Origin of the sequence: Chitinophaga oryzae (assembly GCF_012516375.2) — a bacterium.
GTDB lineage: Bacteria > Bacteroidota > Bacteroidia > Chitinophagales > Chitinophagaceae > Chitinophaga > Chitinophaga oryzae.
The window spans coordinates 5,191,423-5,215,169 of sequence record NZ_CP051204.2 but is presented as its reverse complement, the minus strand read 5'-3'; the positions used below and the strand labels follow the sequence as shown (position 1 = coordinate 5,215,169).

The following is a 23,747-nucleotide window of genomic DNA, read 5'->3' as shown; positions in this document are numbered from 1 at the left end:
AGATTTTTTGATTTTGGGATTTTTTGATTTTGAGGTTTGTAAGCGCTTTAGCCCGCAAATCCCCAAAATCCGTAAATCAAAAAATCCGTAAATCCCTAAATGTTCTTTATTATGATGGTTTTGTTGGTGATGGAATATTGAATGCCGGCTGTCTGCAGAATGCGCAGGGCCTGGGACAGGGCGGCTGTTTTACGGATGGAGCCGGAATAGTGCTGGTCGGGGATAGCGCCCTCATAAACGACCGTTACATCATACCACCGGGCGAGCTGCCGCATAATGGAGGGCAGATCGTCGTCTTCAAACTCGAACATGCCTGTTTTCCAGGCGATGGTTTTATCGATGTCTGCTTCGGATACCGCGATGCGGTCTTGTCCCCTGGTGATGACCGCCTGTTGCGAGGGGGCCAGCACGGCTTGTTGTCCGCCAGGCCGGGATACCATGACTTTCCCGGTGACGAGCGTGGTGGTGCTGTTGTTTTCATCGGCATAATTCATAACGTTGAAACTGGTGCCTAATACAGTGATTTGCTGGTTGTCGCTGAGCTGTACGTGGAAAGGTTGTCGTGCGTTGGGGGTTATTTCGAAGTAGGCTTCCCCGTTAAGGTACACGGTGCGCTCGTTGCCGGCGAAGCGGGTAGGGAAACGGAGGGATGATGCGGCATTGAGCCATACCCGGCTGCCATCGGGCAGGGTGATCTGGTATTCACCGCCTCGGGGAGTGGCGAGGGTATTGAAAAGGATTTTTTCTTCCGTATTACCGGAGTGGCCGTACACGAGGGAGCCCTGACTTTTATTGATGCGGGTGCCGTCTTTTTCTTCGAACTGGCTGGCGCCCGCGGAGTCGAGGGGAACGGTGGTGCCGTCTGCCAGGGTGAGCACCGCTTTGGAGGTACCAGGTTGCGCGTCATGGGCCGGTGGTGCTGCAGCGATCTGTTGCTGTCCACGGTAACGGCTATTGTGGTACCACCCGGTAATGGATACCAGCAGCACTGCGGCCGCGGCGGCGGACCACCAGTAAAGCCGGCGTTGTTGGCCCCGGGCAGGAGGGGTTAAGGCAGCAGGCGCCTGTGCTGTTGTGTTGGCAACATGCTCCCGGAGCAACAACCTGAAATTGCCGACGGCAGCGTGCAGCTGTCCCTGTTGCCCGTTGATGACATCAAATATTTTCCTGGCTTGCTCAAATGAAGCCTGCCGGTCCGGGTTTTCCCGGAGCCAGTCTTCCCACCGGCGGGTATCTTCCTCGCTTATGCCCATGCAATAGCGGAGGAAGGAATCGTCCTGTAAGAAATCTTCAGCGGAGTTGAAAGCGTTTTCCATGACGTGTTGCTATGATATAGTGTGCGGAATCCCGGGTTATTCCCAAAGAATCCCAAAATATTTTTTTCAGTACCGGATAAAGGGAGATAAAGACCGCTATTTGAGGGTGTTCACCATATTTAAATAGAGGTTGACCGCAAAAGGGCCTGTCAGGGAACCTCTTTTGTGAACGGACACCGTCGTCTCCTGTGCAGGCAGGGTACGGAGCGATTTGATGTGCAGTAGTATCAGCAGGGAGAAGGCGGCGGACAGTATTTTAAGGGCGGAGCCCAGCGTGTTGTAGGCGGTTTTGGTAGTGATGCCGGTGCGGCGGGCCACTTCTTCCATGGGCAGGCCATCGAAGTAGCGGAGCTCCACCAGTTGCTGCTGGCGGGGAGTGAGCTGCGCAATGGCCCGGCGTACTTTCCGGCGGAGCTCTTCCGTGGTTTGTACCGCTACGATACGAGCCTCGTAGGAGAGTTCATAGGGCGCGGCGGTGGCGAATGCGTCCACGGCGGCGCCGGTCTGCTGTGACTGGCGGATGCCGGCAAATATTTTCCGGCGCAGGTAGGTAAAGAGGTATGATTTCACATTCCGCACGGTGGTCAGCTGGTGGCGTTTGTCCCATATTTCCAGGAAAACATCGTTAATGGCGTCTTTGGCCAGCTCGGCGTCGCCGCAGCTGCGGATGCCATAGTTGACCAGGGACAGGTACATTTTTTCGTACAGGGCTACCAGCGCCTCCTGGTTGTTCTGGCGCACTTCTTCCCATAACAGGGTGTTGGCGGTATCAGCCTGCGGTTGACCGGCAGCGTGCTGGTTGCGGAAAGTTACTGGTTCATTGTTCATCCGAATTATTCAGCTGTTTGTCAGGATGGTCGGTTAGTATCCTGTCTCTCATTCACGTGGTAACAGTTACTGACTTTGGTTGTTTTTGTTCAGACAGGGAAGGTAGGAATAATTCGCGTAGAATCAGCAAAAGGGGAGGGAGGGGAAAAAAGGAAGCCTCTTATTTGAGGCTTCCTGCGATATAGGTGCAATAATCTTTGTATTTATCCTGTTCCGCTGCCGGGTAGGTGATCATGATGGTCTGGAACACATCAGACGCGCTGCCCATGTAGTCGATTTTGCGTTTTGCGGTCTTGCAGTAAACAATTTCGCCTTTGTTGTTGGTGCCGGAATAGATATAGTAGTTGGGTTTGATGACCTGGTATGCCAGTTTGAGGCCTTTGGTGACGGACTTGAAGTTGTACTTCAAAGGGTCGGTGCCCGGCTGAACATTTTCGTCGATATCCGCAGGGTCCATAACCAGTTGACCGAAGGCAGCTATCTTAGCCGTGCCCTTAGGGGCGGAAAACGTTTGGCCGTCACCGTTGCCGGACTCGCCTTCGGCTTTAAAATCATCCGGGTACTCCATACAAAACTGGAAACGGTTGTTGCAATACTGCTTTCCGGGCCCTGCCGTAAAGGAGAGACACAGGATAGCCAGCAAAAGAGAGGTTACACAAATTGTCGCTTTCATAATATATGTTGAACCGCAAATGTAAGATGCTTTTTTACTACTTTCGCCCGGTAAAAAAATCCCCTTCCCGTTTCATGAAACACATCCTTACCGCCCTGTTTTGCCTGGTGTTGTGCCGGGCCCACTCCCAGACCTTATATGTAAAGACCTACGGCAACGCCAAAGATAAACCGGTCATCTTCCTGCATGGTGGTCCGGGGTATAACGCCGCTTTTTTCGAGCGGAGCACGGCGGCCCGGCTGGCCGACAAAGGCTTTTTTGTGATCGTGTACGACCGCAGGGGCGAGGGGCGTTCGCCCGACAGCGCCGCCCGGTTCACGTTCAACGAGGCGTTGTCCGACATCGACAGCCTCTATAAAACATACAGGCTGCAGAAGGCCGTTTTGCTGGGCCATAGTTTCGGTGGCGTGCTGGCGGTTAAATATGCGGAGAAAAAACCGGCCGCCGTTGATGCCATCGTACTGGCGGACGCGTTGCTCGACGCACAGGAAACCTACCGTACGGTGCTGGCAAAAGTGAAGGGCATTTACGAGGCAAAAAAGGACAGTATGAGCCTTCGGTACATCGGGATGATAACACAAATGGATACTGCCGGATTGGCATATAACTCCTATACGCTGGGCCATGCGATGCTGAACGGTCTGTATGGGCCGGCGCATCCTTCAGAGGAGGCGAAGGTCATCTACCAGGAAATGAAGAAAGATACCGTCGTGAAAAAATACGGTAGCCAGATGACCCGGCAAGCGCCGGCGGGCTATTGGGAGCATGAACATTATACTACTTTGAACATGTTGCCGGCGCTCAAAAAACTGGTCGCGAAGCGGACAAAAGTTTACGCTGTTTATGGGAGGGAGGATGGACTGTTTTCGGAAAAACAGGTAGGTGAAGTGACGGAGATTATCGGTAGTGACCGGGTCGGTTACTTGGCGGGAGCGGGGCATAATGTGTTCGCCGATCAGCAGGTTTTGTTCCTCGAAGATCTCAAAAAGTGGCTGAAATAGGTCGTTTTTTATGTATTACTTAATAAAAATGCAGGTTTTTTAGACCTGCATTTTTTATGCCTGGTTAATAAAATAGTTTTGTTATAAACTTCAGATTATCAATATGTTTATGAAAATTGTTTAAAGTAAAGTAAAACTTTAAATAACGCCCTGCTACCTTGATTGCACCCTTTGTCAGGCACCTGGTCTGACCCCGGTTTCGGCGAATACCAGGTCTCCCAGCTCTTCCAGCGAGCTGACCGTCACAAGTGAAACATGTTCCATCGGTAAAGGAGAAAATAACCATCGGGGACCGCTTGCTACCACCCCAAATGCCACTCCTCCGATTTCGATTTTATACGACCTTTTGGCCGGTTGAAAAATGAAACCCAACTCCAGTAATTTATCATGACTGATTGCGGTCATCGTGTATATATATTTTCACGAATATAATAATTTAATCTAAATTGATAAAACCGCCGGAAGAATTTAAAAATACATCAGCGGCAGGGCACAAGGAAAGTTAAAAGTCTATAAATTTGGTAGACTAAGAACTTGTGATTACTTTTATCGCACTTACAGATTATTGTTTTTTATGCTGACAAAAGGGCAGCAGTACAGCAACCGGAATCGAGCAATTGAATTATTTTTTTATTGGGTTATTTTATTATCGGAAGGTCGAAGTATTCTCATGAGCAGTAAAAAATAACCAAATGAATCAAATAACTGTATAAGCAATAACCAGGATTGTCACGCTGTTTATTACACGGAATCATTGCCGGGCCATCCGGTAAAACCACTCATTTGTTTAAACCAAAAGTTACCTATGGACTTATTTTACATTAATGCACGTAAGCGGACATGGGCTATCCTCCTGCTGATAATGACCCTTGTTTCCCCGCTGTTTTTGCTGGCGCAACAGCGTGCAGGCGTAAGCGGTACCGTTCGTAATGACCGCAACGAAACCTTGCCGGGCGCCTCGGTGACCGCCACCAACACGGCCACAGGCGCCACCAGTTCCACGCAGACCAACGTGGCCGGCGTATTTCAGTTTCCCGGTCTGCCCGCAGGGCCTTATACTTTCCGCATCACCTTCGTAGGGCTGGAGCCGCAGGTACTGTCGGGTTACACCGTCAAAGCAGGAACACCCCTGCAACTCACCGCCACCCTCAAAGAATCGGCTTCGTCCCTCAACCAGGTGGTGGTAGTCGGCTACGGCGTGCAACGCCGCCGCGAAGTGACCGGCGCCGTATCCTCCATCCGCGCGGCGGAACTGAAAGACCAGCCGGTATCCAGCTTTGCACAGGCGATCGCGGGTAAAGTAGCCGGTGTACAGGTGATCCAGAACACCGGTGCGCCCGGCGGCAGCCTCAGCGTCCGCATCAGGGGCCTTAACTCGATCTCCGCCGGCACCGACCCGCTCTACGTCGTAGATGGCTTCCCGTTATCCAACGACCTGAAGAACCTGCAAGGCACCACAGACGTAGTGGGCATCACCGGACAGGCGTCTTTCCAGAAATCGCCTGACCCGCTCAGTACCCTCAACAGCGACGATATCGAGTCCATCGAAATCCTTAAAGACGCTTCCGCCGCGGCCATCTATGGCTCCCGCGCGTCTAACGGCGTAGTGCTTATCTCCACCAAAAAAGGAAAAAGAGAAGGTCCTCCTTCTTTCAGCTATAATGCCTACGGCGGCTTCCAGCAGGTCAGCAAAAAGATTAAGATGCTGGACGCCTACCAATGGGCCAAACTGTCTTTCGACGCTAAAAACAACGCCTACCTCGACGCCAAACCCAACGGCAGCATCAACGACGACAACGCTACCCGCGGCAACTCCAACTTCCAGATACCCCCGGAAATACTGCCCTATCTGAGAGGGGAACAGGGACTGGTAAACACCGACTGGCAGGATGCGGTATTCCGCACCGCACCGGTACAGAACCACACCCTCTCCGCTTCCGGCGGTAATGATAAGTTCCAGTATTACATCTCCGGAAATTATCTTGATCAAAAGGGCATCGTGATCGCTTCGGGGTATAAAAGATACGGGGTGCGGGCCAATCTCACGGCCAACCTCACCCCCCGGCTGAAAGTAGGGCTCTCCCTGAACCCTTCGTATGATCACTATGACCTGATCAACAGTGAAGGCCCCTGGACTTTTGACGGCATCCTCAGCAACGCCCTGAAAGCGGCGCCCATCTTCCCGGTGTATAGCCCCGACGGCTCGCTGGCCACCAACAAACAAAATGCCTGGGCCTTCGGCTACTCCGGCGGTGAAAACCCTGTCGCCCTGGCCACACAGATAGAAGATAAACTGGACCATATCCGCAACCTCGGACATATCTACGGCGAATACACGATTATCAAAGGACTGACCTTTAAGACTTTCTTCGGCGCGGATATCAATTATTTCAACCGTAACTACTACCGGCCGTCCACGCTGGGCAGCTATAAACCGATCCAGCAGTCCGCACCCACCGTGCCCAAAGGCTCCGCCCAAACGGCGCAGTCGGTGAACTGGCTCTGGGAAAACACGCTCAACTACCATTTCGAAGTGTCCAAACACCGCTTTGACGTGCTGGCAGGGTACACCTCCCAGAAAAATACCACCAAAGCCAATGAAACCGTAGGCACCGGCTTCCCTAACGATGCCGTACATACGATCAACGCCGCCACCATCACCAGCGGCACCTCCAATACCTCCCAATGGTCACTACTCTCTTACCTGGGCCGTATCAACTACAACTTCGACGATAAATACTTTGTGAGCGCCAGCCTGCGCAGCGATGGTTCTTCCCGTTTCGGGGCCAACAACAAATGGGGCTATTTCCCCTCCGTCTCCGGCGGGTGGCTCATCAGCAACGAGGCTTTCTTTAAAGTGCCTGTGATCTCCGAACTGAAGGCCCGTGTGAGCTATGGCACCTCCGGTAACTTCCAGATCGCCAACTATGCCTCCTACGACCTGCTGGCCTCCAACAATTATATCCTCGGCAGCGGCAATGGTAATGTGGTCAACGGTGCGGGGCTTTCCCAGCCGGCCAACCCGGACCTGACCTGGGAAAAGACGGTACAGTTCAACGCCGGCCTGGACCTCGGCCTGTTTACCAATCGCATCTACCTCAGTGCGGACTACTACAAAACCACCACCTCCGACCTGCTGCTGAACGTGCCGGTGCCCTTCAGTTCCGGCTTCGCCACCGCGCTTAAAAATGTAGGCAAAGTGCAAAACAGTGGCGTGGAATTCGGACTGACCACCCGTAACCTCACCGGCGCTTTCAGCTGGAATACCAACATCAACCTGTCGGCCAATAAAAACAAAGTCCTGCAGCTCGGCCCCGGTAACGCGCCTATCCTGTCAGACGGCGGCAACGGCACTATCTCGCAACTGTTTATCACCGCGGTAGGACAGCCTATCGGCAGCTACTACGGATATGTGAACGGCGGCGTCTTTAAAAACCAGGAAGAAATCAACGGTTATCCGCATTACGCCACCGCCAAACCCGGCGACCGCCGTTTTGTGGACGTGAACGGCGACAAAAAAATCGATGCCAACGACCGTACCGCCATCGGCAGCTATTTCCCGGATTTTATCTGGGGGATGACCAACGAATTCCGGTATAAGGGCTTCGATCTGGCAATATCCCTGCAGGGCGTGCATGGCAACGAGATACTAAACCTGCAGCGCCGCTTTATTTTTAATATGGAAGGTAACGCCAACCAGATGGCCGACGCCCTGTCTTACTGGAAATCCCCGCAAGACCCCGGAGACGGCAACGTGATGCGGGCCAACCGTGTCACCAACGCCAACAGCGCCCAGATCAGTTCTTTCCATGTGGAGGACGGTTCGTTTGTGCGTTTGCGTAATGTGACCCTCGGATATACGTTCAACAAAAAACTGCTGGGCAACCGTGTCAATGCGCTGCGGGTATACGCATCCGGACAGAATATCCACACCTGGACACACTACACCGGCTACAACCCTGAAGTCAACGCCCGGCCCGACAGCCCGCTGTCGCAGGGAGAGGACTATGGCACCTATCCGCTGCCCAAAACATTTATTGCCGGCTTAAATCTTTCATTCTAAAACCTGGGCTATATGAAACGTCAATATATATTACCGCTTCTGGGAATGCTCGTTTTCAGCGCCTGCAGCAAGGATTTTATCAACCTCACGCCGCAGTCGAACCAAACCACTTCTACGTTCTTTAAGACTGCATCCGATTTTGAGCAGGGGGTGAACGCCATTTATGACGGCCTGCAGAGCAGCCAGACTTATGGCAAAGCCTACTACTACCTGATGGAAGTGCGCAGCGACAATACCGATATCTGGGACCGGGGCGCCCTGGCAGGCGTGGCTTCCCAGGTGGACTTCTTTACCGAAGTGACCACCAATCCGTTCATCAGCGACGGCTATGCCGGCGCCTATGTGATCATCACGCGGGCAAATGCGGTACTGGACCAGATAGATGCTTCCACTATCCCCGACGCCTCCAAAAAACAGTACAAAGGGGAGGCGCTGTTTCTCCGGGCGCTGTCGTACTTCAACCTGGTACGGCTATACGGACCGGTGCCACTGGTCACCAAAATGGAAACGACCTCACAGGCGCTGGGCCATAAGAGAAACGCCACCGCAGAAGTGTATGCACAGATCGAAAGCGATCTGCAAACGGCTGCAACATTGCTTCCCGCCACCTATAACAACGCCAACGACTATGGCAGGGCTACCGCCGGCAGCGCTTCGGGGCTGCTGGGCAAAGTGCTGGTGACGCAGAAGAAATGGGCCGCTGCTTTGACCGCCCTGAAGAACACGGGCAATGGTTACAGCCTGGTCAGCGAATACGCCGATCTGTACAAACCGGCCAATGTGATAAACCCGGAGATACTGTTTGCCGTGCGTTTCAAAAAAGGACTCAACCCTTCCGAGGGCAACAACTACTTCGCGGATATGGTGCCGGTGTCGTTCTATTATAATGGCGTGTTGTACGGCGGTTCCAATAATAACCGGCCGACCCACGACCTGGTGGCCGCTTATGAAACAGGCGATAAACGTCTGGGCGTGTCGCTGGACACCGTCTATAATAACAGCGCTACCAATGTTGTCAAAGGCAATTATGTAAAAAAATACCTCGATGTGCCCGGCGCCACCAACGACGGGGGCAGCAATTTCCCGGTATTGCGTTATGCCGACATCCTGCTGCTGCAGGCAGAAGCGCTTAACGAACAGGCATACAGCGGCGCTACCGGCGCCGGAACGGCGTTCGGTTTTCTGAATGCCGTACGTAAAAGAGCCGGTCTGCCGGAGAAAACGGCGGCGGAGCTGCCGGACCAGGCCAGTTTCCGCAATGCGGTGTTCCGGGAACGGCGAGCAGAGCTGGCCTTTGAAAATGACCGCTGGTTCGATCTGGCCCGCAGCACCAACGGGGTGGCGGTGTTGCAGGCACACCTTAAACAGGAGTACAATCTGGCGACACCGGTATTGAACGCCGACCGTCTGCTGTTTCCCATACCGCAGAGCGAAATCAATATACACAACGATCCCGCCAACTTCCCGCAGAACAAAGGGTATTAGCGACGGGCAAACCGGGGACCATGAAACATATTTATGCAGGCATATTGTGCGTGCTGCTGTCGCTGACAGCAGCCGCACGGTCCGCCAACGATTCCGTATGGGTACAAACCCACTATGTCAAAAAAGAACAGTATATCCGTATGCGTGATGGCGTGCGGTTGTTCACCACCATTTATCAACCGCTCGACAGCAGTGAACAGCACCCGGTGCTGATGACCCGCACACCGTACTCCTGCGCTCCGTATGGCAAGGAAATGTCGCCCAGGCTATGGGATTCTTACTGGAACACGTATGCCCGTGAGGGGTATATTATCGTGATACAGGATGTACGCGGCCGCTGGATGAGTGAAGGAACGTTTATCGACATCCGCCCTTTTAACCCGGATAAACGGGGAGCAGATATCGACGAAGCCAGTGATACGTATGATACCATTGAATGGCTGTTGCAACACGTGCCGCATAACAACGGGCGGGTGGGGCTTTTCGGTATTTCTTATCCCGGTTTTTATTCCACCATGGGGGCTTTGAGCGGTCATCCGGCGCTGAAGGCCGTTAGTCCCCAGGCGCCGGTAACGGATTGGTTCCACGGGGATGACTTTCATCACAACGGCGCTTTTTTCCTGATGGACTGTTTCGGTTTTTATACCAAAGGTTTCGGTTATCCTCGCCCGCATCCTGTGTCTGTGGCGCCCGTACAGCAGCTGAAGCTGCCCTGCGCTGATAATTACCAGACGTTTCTGCAGATAGGCACTATCCCTGATTTCACCAAACTGACGGGAGACAGCCTTGTTTTCTGGAAAGAGCTCATCGCTCATCCCGATTACGACGACTGGTGGAAGGCCCGCGATCCGAGACAGCATGTGAGCAGGGTACAACCCGCCATGCTGGTAGTGGGCGGCCTTTTCGACGCGGAGGATTGTTACGGCGCCTGGAATTTGTACAAAGCGATTGAACAGAAAAAGCAGCCGTCCCATTTCAATAAGCTGGTGATGGGGCCGTGGTACCATGGTCAGTGGGCTTCCAATGATGGCACCCGGCTGGGCCATGTGCAGTTTGGCGACAACACCGCCACCTGGTACCAGGAGCAGGTGGAAGTGCCTTTCTTTAATTATTATTTGAAAGACAAGGGTTCGCTGGCTGGTCTGCCCGAGGCTACTATTTTCTTCACCGGTGAGAACCGGTGGCGGCAGTTTGCCGCGTGGCCTTCGCCGGCGGTGCAAAACAAGCCGTTGTACCTGCAGTCCGGCGGTAAGCTGGGATGGCATCTTCCGTCGGCCAACACCCGTGCCTGGAGCGAATATGTGAGTGATCCGGCGCATCCGGTACCTTATACCGCCGATGTCCATTATATACGTACGCGGGATTATATGACCGATGACCAGCGGTTTGCCGCCCGCCGGGCGGACGTGCTGACATTTGAGACGGAGCCTTTGACGGCGCCGGTTACCCTGGGCGGTGTTGTCACCGCCGATCTTAGTGTAAGCGTGACCGGTACCGATGCTGATTTTGTGGTGAAGCTCATCGATGTGTTTCCCGATGATTTCCGTTACCCCGGCGCGCCGCAGGCCAATATGACCCGGGATGCCGGTGGGCCGCATCCGATGGGAGGCTACCAGATGCTGGTGCGGGGGGATATTTTTCGTGGCCGTTACCGTAACAGCTTCTCTCATCCGGAGGCGTTTACGCCCGGAAAAGTAGAGAAGGTCCGGTTTGACCTGCCGGATGTGGCGCATACTTTTCAGAAGGGCCATCGTATTATGGTGCAGGTCCAGAGCAGCTGGTTTCCGCTGGCGGACAGGAACCCGCAGCAGTTCATTAATATCTACGAGGCAAAGGAAAAAGATTTTAAGAAGGCCGGCATCCGGGTATATCACGGTCCGGCGCATCCGTCGGCTATAGTGTTGCCCGTGTTGCCATGACCATTTCAAAAATAATTACAGAAAGTTGCCGGGCGGTGTGATATTTTCCCCCGACCCGCGAATAATATATAAAGGCGTCAGGATTTCCTTTTTCGATAATTGTTTTGTTCCGGGGAGGGGTGTCTGTGGGTGCGGGGTGTTGTCATCGTTCTGACAGTTTCATTTTAGTACCTTCGCGGTATGACGAGAAAAGAAACCCAACTGACAGAAACCGATATTCAATTATTACAAAGCCTTGGCCAGGTGAAGGGACGCCGTTTAAGACTGCTGGTATTTTTCACTTGTGTGACGCTGGTGTTTGGATTGTTGTTGTTTATTCCATCTGACACGGCTGGTTTCACGATTGGGGTGGCATTGATTTTTTTGCTGATGTTCTCGCTTTGTTATTTTATGTGGCGGGGCGTGTGGCTGATGCGGCGGCGGAGCCGGCGCAGTATTGACAATGGCCGTAAGGGGATTATCGAAATGCAGTTGAAGGGGGTACAGGCCAATGGCCGCGGTGGGGTGGATTATGTGGCAGACAATGGCGAAGTGTACCGGGTAGCGGTGCCGTTGCCGGGTGTGTCTGTCCTGGGCAGACAGCTGGCTTCCTGGTATCCCGGAGTGATAGAACAGGCCGCGGGCGCTGTGGGTGAGCGCGTGCAGTTACATATCAGCGTTACCGGCGTGCTGTTGCGGGTGGAGTATCCTGATTTGCCTGCTGTCAAAGCGCCGGCGGTGTTAACGGAAACGGATAAACGGCTGGTGAGTGAATCCCGCGACCGGGAGAAAATGATTATTATCGGAAAGATCACGGAAGTGCTGGTCCCGTTGCAACGGGGCAAAGGACTTCATGAAACGTATATCCGTATAGGTGATACCCTTTACCTGCTCAAGCCGTTGCGGCAGACGGAGCACCCTGTCAGCCCCGGGCTGGAAGTACATTTGCACGTACTTCCCGGAAGAAACGGCGAGGCAGACAAAATGCTGTACCTGTTGGGAGCATAAGGGCATTTAGCAGGAAGTGATTATTCCGCTTTCAGGCTGTCCGCCGGATTGGTCATGGCAGCTTTGATGCCCTGGTAGCTGACCGTCAGCAACGCTACGATTGCCGCCAGCAGGCCGGCCGCCATAAACATCCACCAGGAAAGCGAAACGCGATAATCCATGTGGTCCAGCAGGATGCGCATGGCCCATGCTGCGAGCGGCGCTGCCAGCAGGAAAGCCAGCAGTACCGGTTTCATCAGGTCGGCCGACAGCATGAACCACAGCCTTGTGATGCTGGCGCCGAATACTTTGCGGATGCCTATCTCGCGGATGCGCTTTTCTGCCATGAAGGTGGATAATCCCAGTAGCCCGAGGCAGGAGATGATAATGGCGAGTGTGCCCACGACGCTGATCATGTGCCAGGTGGAACGGATACCTTCAAACTTGCGCTCCTGCGCGTCCTGCGTGAAATGGAACTCAAAAGGAAAGCCGGGCGCGGCTTTTTTGAAGGCAGCTTCCAGCTGCGCTACCTGTTGCTGCCACTGCCCGTCGTTGACGAGGCGTACAAAAATATGGTTGAGCGTACCGGTATTCAGGAATATCGCCAGCGGGGCAGTAGTTTCGAAAGGATCATTGAAGGAGAAGTCTTTTACCACGCCGATCACCATGTTACTGCCAATGAGCGTGCCCACGACCGGTGGTTTCAACCCCATTTTCCTGACAGCTGTTTCATTCAGGATACAGCCCAGGGTATCCCCGAATTCGCGGCTGAAGTCGCGCCCCTCTACCAGTGACAGCCCTGCTGTCTTCATCCAATCGTATTGCACCTGACTGATATGGACCATAAAGTTCTGGTCGGCCGTTTTGCCGGGCCATGTAAGGTCGTTGGTAGCGCCGCCGTAGCCCACTAGGTTGTCGTTGCCGGCTGATACGCCCTGTACGCCGGGGATTTGCAGGAAGGCTTCGCGGATAGCGTCGTACTTGCCGGCCATATTGCCGCGGGTGGGTATGTCAACCAGGTTTTCCGGATCGTAGCCGATGGGCAGCTGCTGTACATACCGCTGTTGCCGGAAAATCACAATCGTGGAGATGATAAGGAAAATAGAAATCATGAACTGAAAGGTGACCAGGCCTCTGCGGAAGAGTGTTCCACCGCGGTGAGGGAGAATTTGTCCTTTCAGTACTTTGACCGGGCGGAAGGCGCTGATAAAAAAAGCGGGATAGCTACCGGCGATCAGGCCTGTCGCCAGGGCCAGGCCGGTGATGGCCAGCCACAGCTTCCAGTCTGTAAAGTCCATCGTTAAATGAGTGTTGAGGAGCGTGTTCATCCCATGGAGGCTCAGCTTGGCCAGCAGTATCCCGGCGATCAGCGCCAGCAATGCCATGGCCATGGATTCTGAAAGGAACTGCCACACCAGCTGCCTGCGGGTGGCGCCCAGCGTCTTGCGTACGCCCACTTCTTTGGCCCGCTGCGCGGAGCGCGCAGTGGCGAGGTTCATGAAGTTGACGCAGGCCAGTAGCAGCACGAAGATGCCCACGATAATGGTGAACTGGACGACCTGTATTTTACCGCCTGCCGGTTGCCCGTTTTTAAACCTGCTGCGGAGGTGGAAGTCAGCAAACGGGTAAGCAAACGGTGTGCTGTTGCCATAGCGGGTGCTGACCAGCTTTTTCAGCTTAGCGTTAAATACGTTCGGGTCAACATGCGGTTTAAGGGTGATGAAAGTCTGCATGGCGTTATAGTCCCAGCGATCGGAGATGCCGGGTGTCTGCAGCTCTGCCAGCCGGTAGGGAAGTATTACGTCAAACCGGATGGTACTGTTTTGGGGGATGTCCTGCAGCACCGCGCCCACTTTCAGGCTGCGGGCCTGGTTATGCATAAAGACCTTACCGACAGCGTCGTCGCTGCCAAAGAATTTGCGTGCGGTACGGGAGGTGATGACAATGGAGCCGGGGTCGGAGAGTGCGGCAACGGGATCGCCGGCGATAACGGTGAACCGGAAGATGCGCAGGAAATCGGGTTCGGCATAGAGACCGTTTTCATAGGTGCTTTTCTCCCCGGTGTTCAGCAACTGATCGCCGGCGGTAACCATACGGGCTACGTGGTCCGCTTCCGGCAGACCTTCGCGGATGGCGGTTGCCAGTGCCGGCGTAGTAGTGCGACCGGTATAGATCACATTTTCCCGCGGGTCGTTGACCATGATGCCGTAGATAGAGGAAAGGTTGGTATGGAAACGGTCGTATTGCAGTTCTCCTTTTACAAAAAGCAGAAAGATAATGCCCAGCGCAAGGCCTATGGACAGCCCGCTGATATTGACGAAGGTGAAAAGCCGGTTTTTGGTCATTCCCCGGAGGGTGGCGGTGAAGTAGTTTTTCAACATAGTCGGGAATTTTAAGCTGCGGGGAACCTGCCGCCAAGAAGATGCCATGTTTGAAACCGTTCACGGTGAGGGAGTTGACGGTGACGATGCGTCCGGTTTTAGCACAGTGGTGTTCAATTTCGCACGCTACCAGTTGCCATCGGGATATTGTTGCAGGATGGCTTTGGCGCGTAGTTGGCCCTGTTTCATCCACGCCTGCATCAGCAGCCGGTCAAAACGCAGGCCGGTAGGGAAATCGGGGTCCAGCTCGGCTTCGGGGCTGATGTAATAAACCCTCACGGGCGCCGCGGCTGTCTGCTGGAAGTGACGCAGCACCTCCAGGTCGTTTTCCCGTACGTCCTGTATGAAGATGGTGACAGCGCGCAAGAGCACATCCAGCAGGCCGGTATAGTTGCTGTTGCCTGGTTGTTGAGCGTCGGGGTTGTTGCTGAGGATATAAATCCGGTGTTCCTGGCCGGGCGGAAGATTGGTGACCACGGCGCGGGTGGGGATCACTTCGCGGTTGCCACCATCTACATACTGCAGGCCGTTGATGGTGATGGGTGGCATAAAAACAGCCTGGTTGCTGCTGCTTTGCAGCGCTTTCACCAGCATGCCGGTGGAATCGATGACGTGATTGTCGTAATGGATGCCTGCCTGTATGGGATGGGAAGAGAAGATACTGAGGCGGCCTGTTTGCAGGCAGACAGCGTTGAGACACAGCACGGAAGGGGATTGTTGTATCGTGTTCCAGGCGGCGTCGTTCATCTGTTGCCGGATCTGATTCTCCAGCGGCGTAGTATCGTACAGGTAGGGTTTGTTGTTGAGGATATTATCGATGGCGTTTTGTTTGTTGAGGATGTCAGCATTGCTGTTGCTCAGGTAGATGTCGGTCACCTCCGGTATTTTACCGGCTGCCACCATCGCAGCAATGAGGGCGCCGGTGCTGGTGCCGCTGATCAGGTCAAAAGTACTGATGCCGGTGCTGGTCATCAGCTGCCGGAGGGCGCCCACGCTGAAAGCGCCTTTGGCGCCGCCTCCGCTGGTAATAAGTACGTTCATGATCTTTTTTTGAAAGGCTGATGAAACAGGACGAGGCCGACGGCAAAACCCATGCGGGCAGATTTCAGTTCATTGTTGACCGACAAATTGATCCCGAAAGGCCCCAGCTGCACTTCCGCGCCCAGCGCCACCTGGTTAAAATGAACAAAACTGGTGTTGTATTCCGTATATGCGTTGACGTTGCCAATGCCGATAGGTATCTTTTTGACGGAGATATCGGTGAGCCTGACGGCCACCCGTGTGCTCAGCGTGGTATAAAAGGTATTGCCACGGAGGAAGACAGCGGGACCGGCCATCAGGCGGAGGCGGCCGCCGCACTGTCCGGCGCGGGCGAAGGTATAGCTGAGATAACCGCGGAGGGCGCCGAGGTAGGCTACCTGGCTGCTCAGGATATTGGCGGCGCCCTGACCGAGTTCGAGGCGTCTTTCCAGTCCGCCGCAGAATTCCGATGAAGGAAAATCGGGATGGGCAATGCGCTGCCGGTTCATATACACGAGCCACTGAAATACATTGTTGGCCTCATCATCCGGCAGTGCGTCCGCAAAGCAGGTGCCGTTGAGCGTGTCGTTGATGAAAGTGGCTGTTTGCCGGCTTACCCGGATGAAATCCTGGTAGCCTTGCGGATTATTTCGTTGCAGCTGTGCCAGCAGCTGTTGGTTGGCGCTGTCCTGCGGCTGATACTTTCCGAGGGTTTTCGTGAGCGCAGATATGGTTTGTGCATAGGATACCGCTTTAGCTCTGCAGGTGGCGTTGTCACAGCATTTTTCGGTCGTTTGTGCAGCGAGCTCCCGGATACTGCCTATGCATAGTAACAATAGCAGCAGGGTATTTTTCATAGGAGAAAGTTAGGGTATTTCACGGAAAGTGACAACGCAGTCACGCAAAGGGTTCATGCAAAGGGTTCACGCAAAGAGTTCACGCAGAGGGTTCACGCAAAGACGCAAAGCAGCAAAGAGCGCAAAGAATAAAATAAGCGAGCAGAGAAAGCAAAGGAGCGGAGATCGATTCGATTTGATCTCCGCTCCTTTGCTTTCTTATTTAGACTTAAAAAAATCTTTGCGCTCTTTGCTGCTTTGCGTCTTTGCGTGAACCCTCTGCGTGAACCCTTTGCGTTCTTACTATCCGCTAAAATCTTTGCTTTCTTTGCGAGAAAATTTGAGTAGTTTACCCCGGTGCACGCATTATTAAAAATCATGGTATGGGAGAGGCTGAAGTAAACACCCTGTGGCAGGCAGTTTGCGAAGCGGATGATCAGTCGGCGTTCCGTACGTTGTTCGACGGCTTCTATCTCCGGCTGGTCCGTTTTGCGGCCGACCTGGCCGGCACCCGTGAAGCGGCGGAAGAGATCGTGTCGGATGTTTTTGTGCAGCTATGGAAAAACCGGAGGCAAACAGCGGGGGTTATACGGCTCAAGACCTATTTATATACGGCGGTCCGTCACCGCAGCTATAATTATATACGGGACCATCAGCAGCACCGATGGCTGGGGCTCGACAGTATCGAGGAACCGGCGGAAGCGGTGCAGCTTCCCTCGCTGGAGTGGAAGGAACTGCAGCAGCAACTGGATAAGGCAGTAGACCGTCTGTCGCCGCAATGCAGGACTGTTTTCCGCATGGTGCGCGAAGAAGGATTTAAATATAAAGAGGTAGCTGCCATCCTTGACATTTCACCGCGTACCGTGGAGACGCAGCTGGTGCGGGCGGTAGCCCGCCTCCGGGAGACGCTGCAGGCCATACAGCACCCGGTACGATAGGGAAACAGACGGATAACATATCTCATTTAGTAAATTATGTTGTCTTCTGATAAGGCATCCGGCCTTATCATCTTCTTTCTCAAAAAAAATTTTATCGTTTGTACGTAATCGTGTTTTTTTTAGTGTCTGGTTATCCGGAGAGCACTTCTTTCCGGAAAAATAATGACAGATGAACAACGCCTGAACGAACTGATCACTGCCCGGCTGGCCGGTACCATCGACGCAGATGGAATGGCTGAGCTGGAATCCTTGTTGCAGCTATATCCTGAACAGCGGGCTTCTTTTTCCTTGCTGCATCAGTATTGGGATGCCGTTCCCGTGACCGGGCAGCCACCCGGAGACCTTTTCCGGGACATCATGGCTGTGGCGGAGCCCGCCTGCCCATCTCCCGGAAAAATAACAAAGAGAGGGATGCTCTACCGCTTCCGGTGGTATTGGGGAGCGGCTGCCGTCACGTTGCTGGGCCTGTTTTTTTTATTCCGGCCCGACGGTAGCGCGTATGAGCAGGTGGTGCGAACAGCTGATGGTGAACGGAAGACCTTCCGGTTGGCGGATGCCAGTACGGTACACCTCAACGGTGGCAGCCAGTTGCGCTGCGTACTGAACGGCTCGCGCCGTGAGCTGTGGCTGGAAGGGGAAGCCTATTTCGAGGTGGCGCCGGACCCGGACCGCCCTTTTGTGGTGCACGCTTCCGGCGTTAACATCCGGGCGCTGGGCACCGCTTTCAATGTAAAGGCCTATCATGGGCAACCTTCCTGTGAAACAACGCTGCTCGAAGGCGCCGTGGAGGTATATGCTGATAAAACCCCTGACAGCAGGATACGCCTGCGGCCCTACGAAAAAGTATCGATGGACGGTACGGCTTCTGTCGCCGCCCCGGTGAAAAAGATAAACCTGAAAACCATAGGCGCCGGCGCCCCGGCGGCATTACCGGTCGCCACACCTTTGGCAGACAGCAGTCTGACTGAAACAGCCTGGGTCAGCAACCGGCTGCAGTTTGACGAGATGGACTTTGAAGAACTGGCCCGCCTGCTGCAACGCTGGTACGGCGTAAACATCACTTTCCGGGATGAAAAACCAAAGCACTATATCTTCAGCGGCGCTTTTGCCGGCGAAACCGTCACGCAGGCACTGGACGCCCTGCAGCTGACAGAAGATTTCCGTTATGAAGTACAGGGCAACAACATTACCATATTTGGCACGTCAACTAAAAAATAAGCAGCAAAACCGTTATGAATCCTTAAAAAAGCAGTAGAACAACACAGAAAAAAAACAGGAAATGCTACGAACATTTCCTGCTATTCCAGGTAAAGAAACAATGCATATCCCCTTTGGCCGGGCGGACAAGGCATTGTTATTTTCTCACCCATCATCACAAATTTATGCAAAATGTCAACCAATCGCGTTGTCGCCGGCGAAGAACGGCGGTACTAAAGCCTCTAGTCATTATGAAGCTGTCATTTGTTATTGTTTTATTCTCCTGTATGCAGGTGGCTGCCAGCGGTTATTCCCAGCGCCGGGTCACCCTGTCGGTCAAAGACACGGAGATCAAAAAAGTACTGGACCGGATCTCCGGACAGACAGACGTACGTTTCCTGTACAGCGACCGTAAAGTGGACCTGCACCGGAAAGTAAGCCTCCACGCGGAAGAAGAACCGCTGCCCGTGCTGCTGGACAAACTGCTGGCCGGCAGCGGATTTACCTATAAAGAACTGGAAAACAAACTGGTGGTCATCATCCCGGAAAATACCGGTTGGGAAAACATCCAGGTAAAAGGAAAGGTGACCGGTGCTGACGATGGCAGCCCCCTGCCGGGCGTAACGGTACAGGTGAAAGGCACGGCGATCGGCACGCTGACGGATGAAAACGGAAACTTCCAGCTGAATGCGCCCGCCGGCGGCACCCTGTTGTTCCGCTACGTAGGCTACGACCAGCTGGAGATGCCGGTGAAAGGCAATATGCAGGTGCAGCTGAAAAAATCTTCCAGCGCCCTTTCCGAAGTGGTGGTGGTAGGGTACGGTACCACCCAGAAAAAAGACCTCACCGGCTCCGTGGTAAGCGTTGCTCCCAAAGACTTCAACAAAGGGATCATCAGTAACCCCGTGCAGGTACTGCAGGGCAAAGTGGCCGGCCTGGTCATCAGTAAACCCGGCGGCAACCCCAACGGAAAAATCAGTATCCGGCTCAGAGGCGCCTCCTCCCTGTCGGCCAGCAGCCAGCCCCTGTTTGTGGTAGACGGTATCCCCGGGATAGACATCAACGTAGTGCCACCCGATGACATCGTGTCCATCGATGTGCTGAAAGACGCTTCCGCAGCGGCGATCTACGGCTCCCGCGGTGCCAACGGCGTTATTATCGTCACTACCCGCCGTGGTAAAGAGGGCGCCCCGCAGGTGTCTTACAGCGGTTACGTGGGCTTCGATCAGATTGCCAATACCTACGACGTATTGAACGCTGATCAATACCGGAAATACCTTAAAGACAATAATATCGACCCCAATGGTTTCGATCTCGGGGGCAACACCAACTGGCAGAAAGCCATCACCCGCACAGGCGTAAGCCATAATCACAACCTCTCCATGGGCGGCGGCAAAGGAGATACCCGCTACAGCGCCTCTGTTAATTATCTCAACAACGAAGGCGTAGTGATCAACTCCGGCCTGGAACGTATCATCGGCCGCATCACGCTGGACCAGGGCATCTTCGATAACCGCCTCCGCATCGGCTTGTCGATGAACTATGTAGGGGAAAAGAACCGCTACCAGGGCCTGAACCCCGACGATCAGGGGGATAACAGGCTATGGGAACAGTCCGTCGCCTATAACCCTACCGCACCCATCTACAAACCCGATGGCACCTACTTCGAAAAACTGGATATCAATGACAACTATAACCCGGTAGCGCTGGCCAACCAGATCAAACATCAGCGCGCCTTCAATAAATTTATAGGGTCCGCCAAGATCACCTACGACATCACGAAAAACCTGACCTACGATCTGTTATTGGGACTGGAAAGAGCTTCCAGCGACAGGGGCATGTATTACTCCAAAAAGTCGCCGGTGATCGAAGGCGCAGGCAGCAACGGCACCGCCACCCGCGAATCCAAAACATGGGACAACAAGACACTGGAGACCTATTTCACCTATGGCAAACAATGGCAGCAGCACAACCTGAAACTTACTGCCGGTTATTCCTATCAGAATTTCTACACCAACTCTATGAATGCCGGTAATACCCAGTTTGTGTCCGATATCTTCGGGTACGACAACCTGGGCGCCGGTCAGGCAGATCTGCCCACCGTTGGTTCCGGAGCAGGGGAGAACGCGCTGGTGTCTTTCATCGGCCGCGTTTTCTACAGCTATCACGATAAATACCTGCTGACCGGTACTATCCGCCGTGACGGGTCCACCCGTTTCGGCCGCGATAAAAAATGGGGCACCTTCCCGTCGGCCTCCTTCGCCTGGCGCCTGACGCAGGAGCCTTTCCTTGCCGGCAGCTCCTGGCTGGAAGACCTGAAACTGCGTGTAGGCTACGGCGTTACCGGTAACCAGGAAATCGAAAACTATAAGTCGCCGCTGACTTACAGTCCTGGTGGTAAAGTGCTGGACAACGGCCGCTGGGTGACCTCCTACAAAATCGGGCAGAATGAAAATGCCAATCTACGCTGGGAGTCTACCGCGCAGTTCAATGCCGGCATCGACTTCAGCCTGTTCAAAGGGCGGCTGACCGGTACCCTCGAGTACTATGATAAACGCACCAAAGACCTGCTGTTTAACTACAACGTGCCTTCTCCGCCCTACCTGTTCCCCACCATCCTGGCCAACGTAGGACAGATCAGCAACAAAGGGGTGGAGCTGTCGCTCAGTGCAGGCGTGGTCCAGCGGAAAGATTTCAGCTGGGATGTGTCTTTCAACATCTCCCGCAACTACAACGAGATACTGTCTATCGCCAACGACCAGTTTAAAAGCGATGCCATCTACGCCGGGACCGTGGGCGCCCGCGGTCTTACGGCCGTACAGATCGTGAAGGTGGTGCCGGGTTATTCCATCGGTACCTTCTACATCCCGCAATACGACGGCGTGGATGCCAACGGCAACCAGCAGTTCAAAGACCTCGACGGCAACGGTTCCTTCGACTTCCGCAGCGACAGCCGCGTGGCCGGTAATGGTCTGCCTAAATACCAGGCAGGTCTCGCCAATACCTTCCGTTATAAGAATTTCGATCTCAATTTCCTTTTGCGCAGCCTGTTCGGCTACCAGATCTTCAACGCTACTGAACTGGTGCTCGGCGATCGTTTCAGCCGCCTGCCGGGAAGGAATATTATCGCCAAATATGCCGACAGCAATATCCGTGGCACGTACGTGTCTGACCGCTTTATTGAAAACGGCGCATTCCTCCGGCTGGACAACTTCACCCTCGGCTATAACATCCCTGCTGCCAATAGTAAATGGTTTGCCAATCCGCGGGTGTATGTGTCCGGGCAGAACCTCTTTATCCTGACCGCTTACTCCGGCCTGGACCCTGAGATGCCCATCGACGGACTTGCGCCCGGTATCGATAACCGGAACGTATATCCGAAAACACGCTCCCTCGCTGTGGGCTTTACGGTGAACTTTAAATAAACATGATCATGAAGACTACCATCTTAAAATATACGCTACTGGCAGGCATAGCCTGTTCCGTTTTCAGCTGTACGAAGCTGGATGAAACCTTTTACGACCGTGGTACAGACGATAACTTCCTGAAAACGGAAGATGAGCTGAACGCCTTTGCCAACGGCGCTTATGCCAACCTGCGCAACTACCGGGACGCCTATTGGAAAATGAATGAAGTTACCACTGACGAAACTACTGTGCCCTCCCGCGGCGCCGACTGGAACGAGGGCGGCCTGTGGCGTGTGCTGATCAGCCACCAGTTCCCCGTGACGCATCAGTATATCAATGATATGTGGAACAGCATTTACCAGAATGGCGTTAACCCCATCAACGCCATCCTGCAAAAGATGGATCAGTCAGCCATTCAGCTGCCCACCAAGGACCAGATCAAGGCACAGATGAAGGTGCTGCGCGCGTTTCACTTTTATCTTGCCATGGACGCTTTCGGCAATATCCCCATTGTGACGTCCTTCAGCCAGTCGGAGCCGCCTAAAAACACACCCAGGGCGCAGGCCTTTACATTCATTGAAAAAGAGATCCTGGACAATATCCAGGCGCTGCCCGCAGAACTCAACACGAAGAACTATGGCAAAGTGACCAAAGGCATGGGCTTCATGCTGCTGGCCAGGCTGTATGCCAACGCCCAGGTATATACGGGCACGCCGCGCTGGAACGATTGTATCCGTATGTGCGATTCCGTTACCAAACAAGGTTATCAGCTGGAGGCGGACTATTTCGCCAATTTCGCCACGAAGAACGAGACTTCCAAAGAGAACATCTTCGTGGTGCCTTACGATGCCATCAACGCCAAAGGCATGATGCTGCACTACCTGACGCTGCATTACAACAACCGTTATACCTACGGTCTGCCCAGCGCTCCCTGGAACGGCTGGTGTACGCTCAAAGCACATTATGAGTCCTACGACAACGATGATAAACGTAAAACCATGTTCCTCGTAGGGCAGCAGTATGCGCAGGACGGCACGCCGCTGAAGACGGAGCAGGGCGCTCCGCTGATCTTCACACCGGAAATCAAGGAGCTGGCTAACGCCACGCAGACAGAAGGCGTGCGTATCGTGAAGTATCAGATCCAGAAGAATACGCCTTACTCCGATCAGGACAACGACCTGGTGATTTTCCGTTACGCCGATGCGCTCATGCTCAAAGCGGAATGCCTGCTGCGCACCGGTCAGGCAGGTCAGGCCCTCGCGCTGGTCAACGAAGTACGGGCACGTAACTTCGCTACTGCCAAGCCGCTGGTGACGCTCACACTGGATAACCTGCTGGCTGAGAGAGGCCGGGAGTTTATCTGGGAAGGCTGCCGCCGGCAGGACCTTATCCGCTTCGGCAAATGGAACGGCGAATGGCAGTTCCACCCGGCAGATGCGGAATTCAGGAAGCTGTTTCCCATCCCGCAGGCCCAGCTGGATGCCAATCCGAACCTGGAGCAGAATCCGGGGTATAAATAGTAAGTGGATGTGAATTTTTTAGAAACAAGGCTTTAGCGGTTTTATCGCTAAAGCCTTGTTTTTTACTTCCGCTTACCGGAATATGTTATATTCAGTAATAGATTTGTTTCTTATTAGAACGAATTGATGCAGCCCTTTCCGGATTGTAACCCAAGTATAGAACCTATGAGAGAAAAAAATCAACATCGTACTGCCAG

General features: G+C 53.8%; 16 protein-coding genes. 9 read left to right on the top strand and 7 right to left on the bottom strand.

Annotated elements, in window-relative coordinates:
- Positions 1 to 95 precede the first annotated feature (95 nt).
- The 3 genes from HF324_RS20720 to HF324_RS20710 all read right to left on the bottom strand — a co-directional run bounded on the left by HF324_RS20720 (position 96) and on the right by HF324_RS20710 (position 2,817).
- A complete protein-coding gene (locus HF324_RS20720) occupies positions 96 to 1,316 on the bottom strand; it encodes a FecR family protein (protein ID WP_168860716.1) in 1,221 nt (406 codons plus the stop codon).
- Positions 1,317 to 1,412: 96 nt separating this feature from the next.
- Positions 1,413 to 2,144, bottom strand: coding sequence for an RNA polymerase sigma factor (locus HF324_RS20715; RefSeq protein WP_168804308.1), 732 nt, complete (start codon positions 2,142 to 2,144; stop codon positions 1,413 to 1,415).
- Positions 2,145 to 2,304: 160 nt separating this feature from the next.
- The gene (locus HF324_RS20710; protein WP_168804307.1) at positions 2,305 to 2,817 is read right to left on the bottom strand and encodes a hypothetical protein; all 513 of its coding nucleotides are present in this window, start codon (positions 2,815 to 2,817) and stop codon (positions 2,305 to 2,307) included.
- A gap of 74 nt (positions 2,818 to 2,891) precedes the next feature.
- Between HF324_RS20710 and HF324_RS20705 the strand changes: the two genes are divergently transcribed.
- Entirely contained in the window at positions 2,892 to 3,818 is a 927-nt protein-coding gene (locus tag HF324_RS20705; RefSeq protein ID WP_168804306.1) for an alpha/beta hydrolase, read from the top strand.
- A 174-nt stretch (positions 3,819 to 3,992) separates the two neighbouring features.
- On the opposite strand, the gene HF324_RS20700 is transcribed toward HF324_RS20705, so the two are convergent.
- Positions 3,993 to 4,223, bottom strand: coding sequence for a hypothetical protein (locus HF324_RS20700; RefSeq protein ID WP_168804305.1), 231 nt, complete (start codon positions 4,221 to 4,223; stop codon positions 3,993 to 3,995).
- A gap of 400 nt (positions 4,224 to 4,623) precedes the next feature.
- On the opposite strand from HF324_RS20700, the gene HF324_RS20695 reads away from it, so the two are divergent.
- From HF324_RS20695 to HF324_RS20680, 4 genes are all read left to right on the top strand, one after another.
- Positions 4,624 to 7,881 carry a SusC/RagA family TonB-linked outer membrane protein gene (locus HF324_RS20695; protein ID WP_168860715.1) on the top strand — a complete coding sequence of 1,086 codons (3,258 nt, stop codon included), beginning with the start codon at positions 4,624 to 4,626 and terminating at the stop codon, positions 7,879 to 7,881.
- Positions 7,882 to 7,893: 12 nt separating this feature from the next.
- A complete protein-coding gene (locus HF324_RS20690; protein WP_168860714.1) occupies positions 7,894 to 9,366 on the top strand; it encodes a RagB/SusD family nutrient uptake outer membrane protein in 1,473 nt (490 codons plus the stop codon).
- Between the two features lie 20 nt (positions 9,367 to 9,386).
- Positions 9,387 to 11,285 carry a CocE/NonD family hydrolase gene (locus HF324_RS20685; protein ID WP_168860713.1) on the top strand — a complete coding sequence of 633 codons (1,899 nt, stop codon included), beginning with the start codon at positions 9,387 to 9,389 and terminating at the stop codon, positions 11,283 to 11,285.
- Positions 11,286 to 11,465: 180 nt separating this feature from the next.
- Complete coding sequence (locus tag HF324_RS20680) at positions 11,466 to 12,272, top strand: hypothetical protein (RefSeq protein WP_168860712.1); 807 nt, start codon at positions 11,466 to 11,468, stop codon at positions 12,270 to 12,272.
- A gap of 20 nt (positions 12,273 to 12,292) precedes the next feature.
- On the opposite strand, the gene HF324_RS20675 is transcribed toward HF324_RS20680, so the two are convergent.
- The 3 genes from HF324_RS20675 to HF324_RS20665 all read right to left on the bottom strand — a co-directional run bounded on the left by HF324_RS20675 (position 12,293) and on the right by HF324_RS20665 (position 16,509).
- Positions 12,293 to 14,632, bottom strand: coding sequence for an ABC transporter permease (locus HF324_RS20675; RefSeq protein WP_168860711.1), 2,340 nt, complete (start codon positions 14,630 to 14,632; stop codon positions 12,293 to 12,295).
- A gap of 126 nt (positions 14,633 to 14,758) precedes the next feature.
- Complete coding sequence (locus HF324_RS20670; RefSeq protein WP_168804299.1) at positions 14,759 to 15,673, bottom strand: patatin-like phospholipase family protein; 915 nt, start codon at positions 15,671 to 15,673, stop codon at positions 14,759 to 14,761.
- Positions 15,670 to 16,509: a hypothetical protein gene (locus HF324_RS20665; RefSeq protein WP_168860710.1), complete on the bottom strand. Its 840-nt coding sequence runs from the start codon at positions 16,507 to 16,509 to the stop codon at positions 15,670 to 15,672. Before HF324_RS20665 ends, HF324_RS20670 begins: the two co-directional genes overlap by 4 nt.
- Positions 16,510 to 16,871: 362 nt before the next feature.
- Between HF324_RS20665 and HF324_RS20660 the strand changes: the two genes are divergently transcribed.
- The 4 genes from HF324_RS20660 (at position 16,872) to HF324_RS20645 (ending at position 23,550) form a co-directional block, all read left to right on the top strand.
- Positions 16,872 to 17,426 (top strand): RNA polymerase sigma-70 factor, encoded by a 555-nt coding sequence (locus tag HF324_RS20660; RefSeq protein ID WP_168804297.1) that lies wholly within the window; start codon positions 16,872 to 16,874, stop codon positions 17,424 to 17,426.
- Positions 17,427 to 17,588: 162 nt separating this feature from the next.
- Positions 17,589 to 18,644, top strand: coding sequence for a FecR family protein (locus tag HF324_RS20655; RefSeq protein ID WP_168860709.1), 1,056 nt, complete (start codon positions 17,589 to 17,591; stop codon positions 18,642 to 18,644).
- A gap of 230 nt (positions 18,645 to 18,874) precedes the next feature.
- A complete protein-coding gene (locus tag HF324_RS20650; RefSeq protein WP_168804295.1) occupies positions 18,875 to 22,048 on the top strand; it encodes a TonB-dependent receptor in 3,174 nt (1,057 codons plus the stop codon).
- An 8-nt stretch (positions 22,049 to 22,056) separates the two neighbouring features.
- A complete protein-coding gene (locus HF324_RS20645; RefSeq protein WP_168804294.1) occupies positions 22,057 to 23,550 on the top strand; it encodes a RagB/SusD family nutrient uptake outer membrane protein in 1,494 nt (497 codons plus the stop codon).
- Positions 23,551 to 23,747 lie beyond the last annotated feature (197 nt).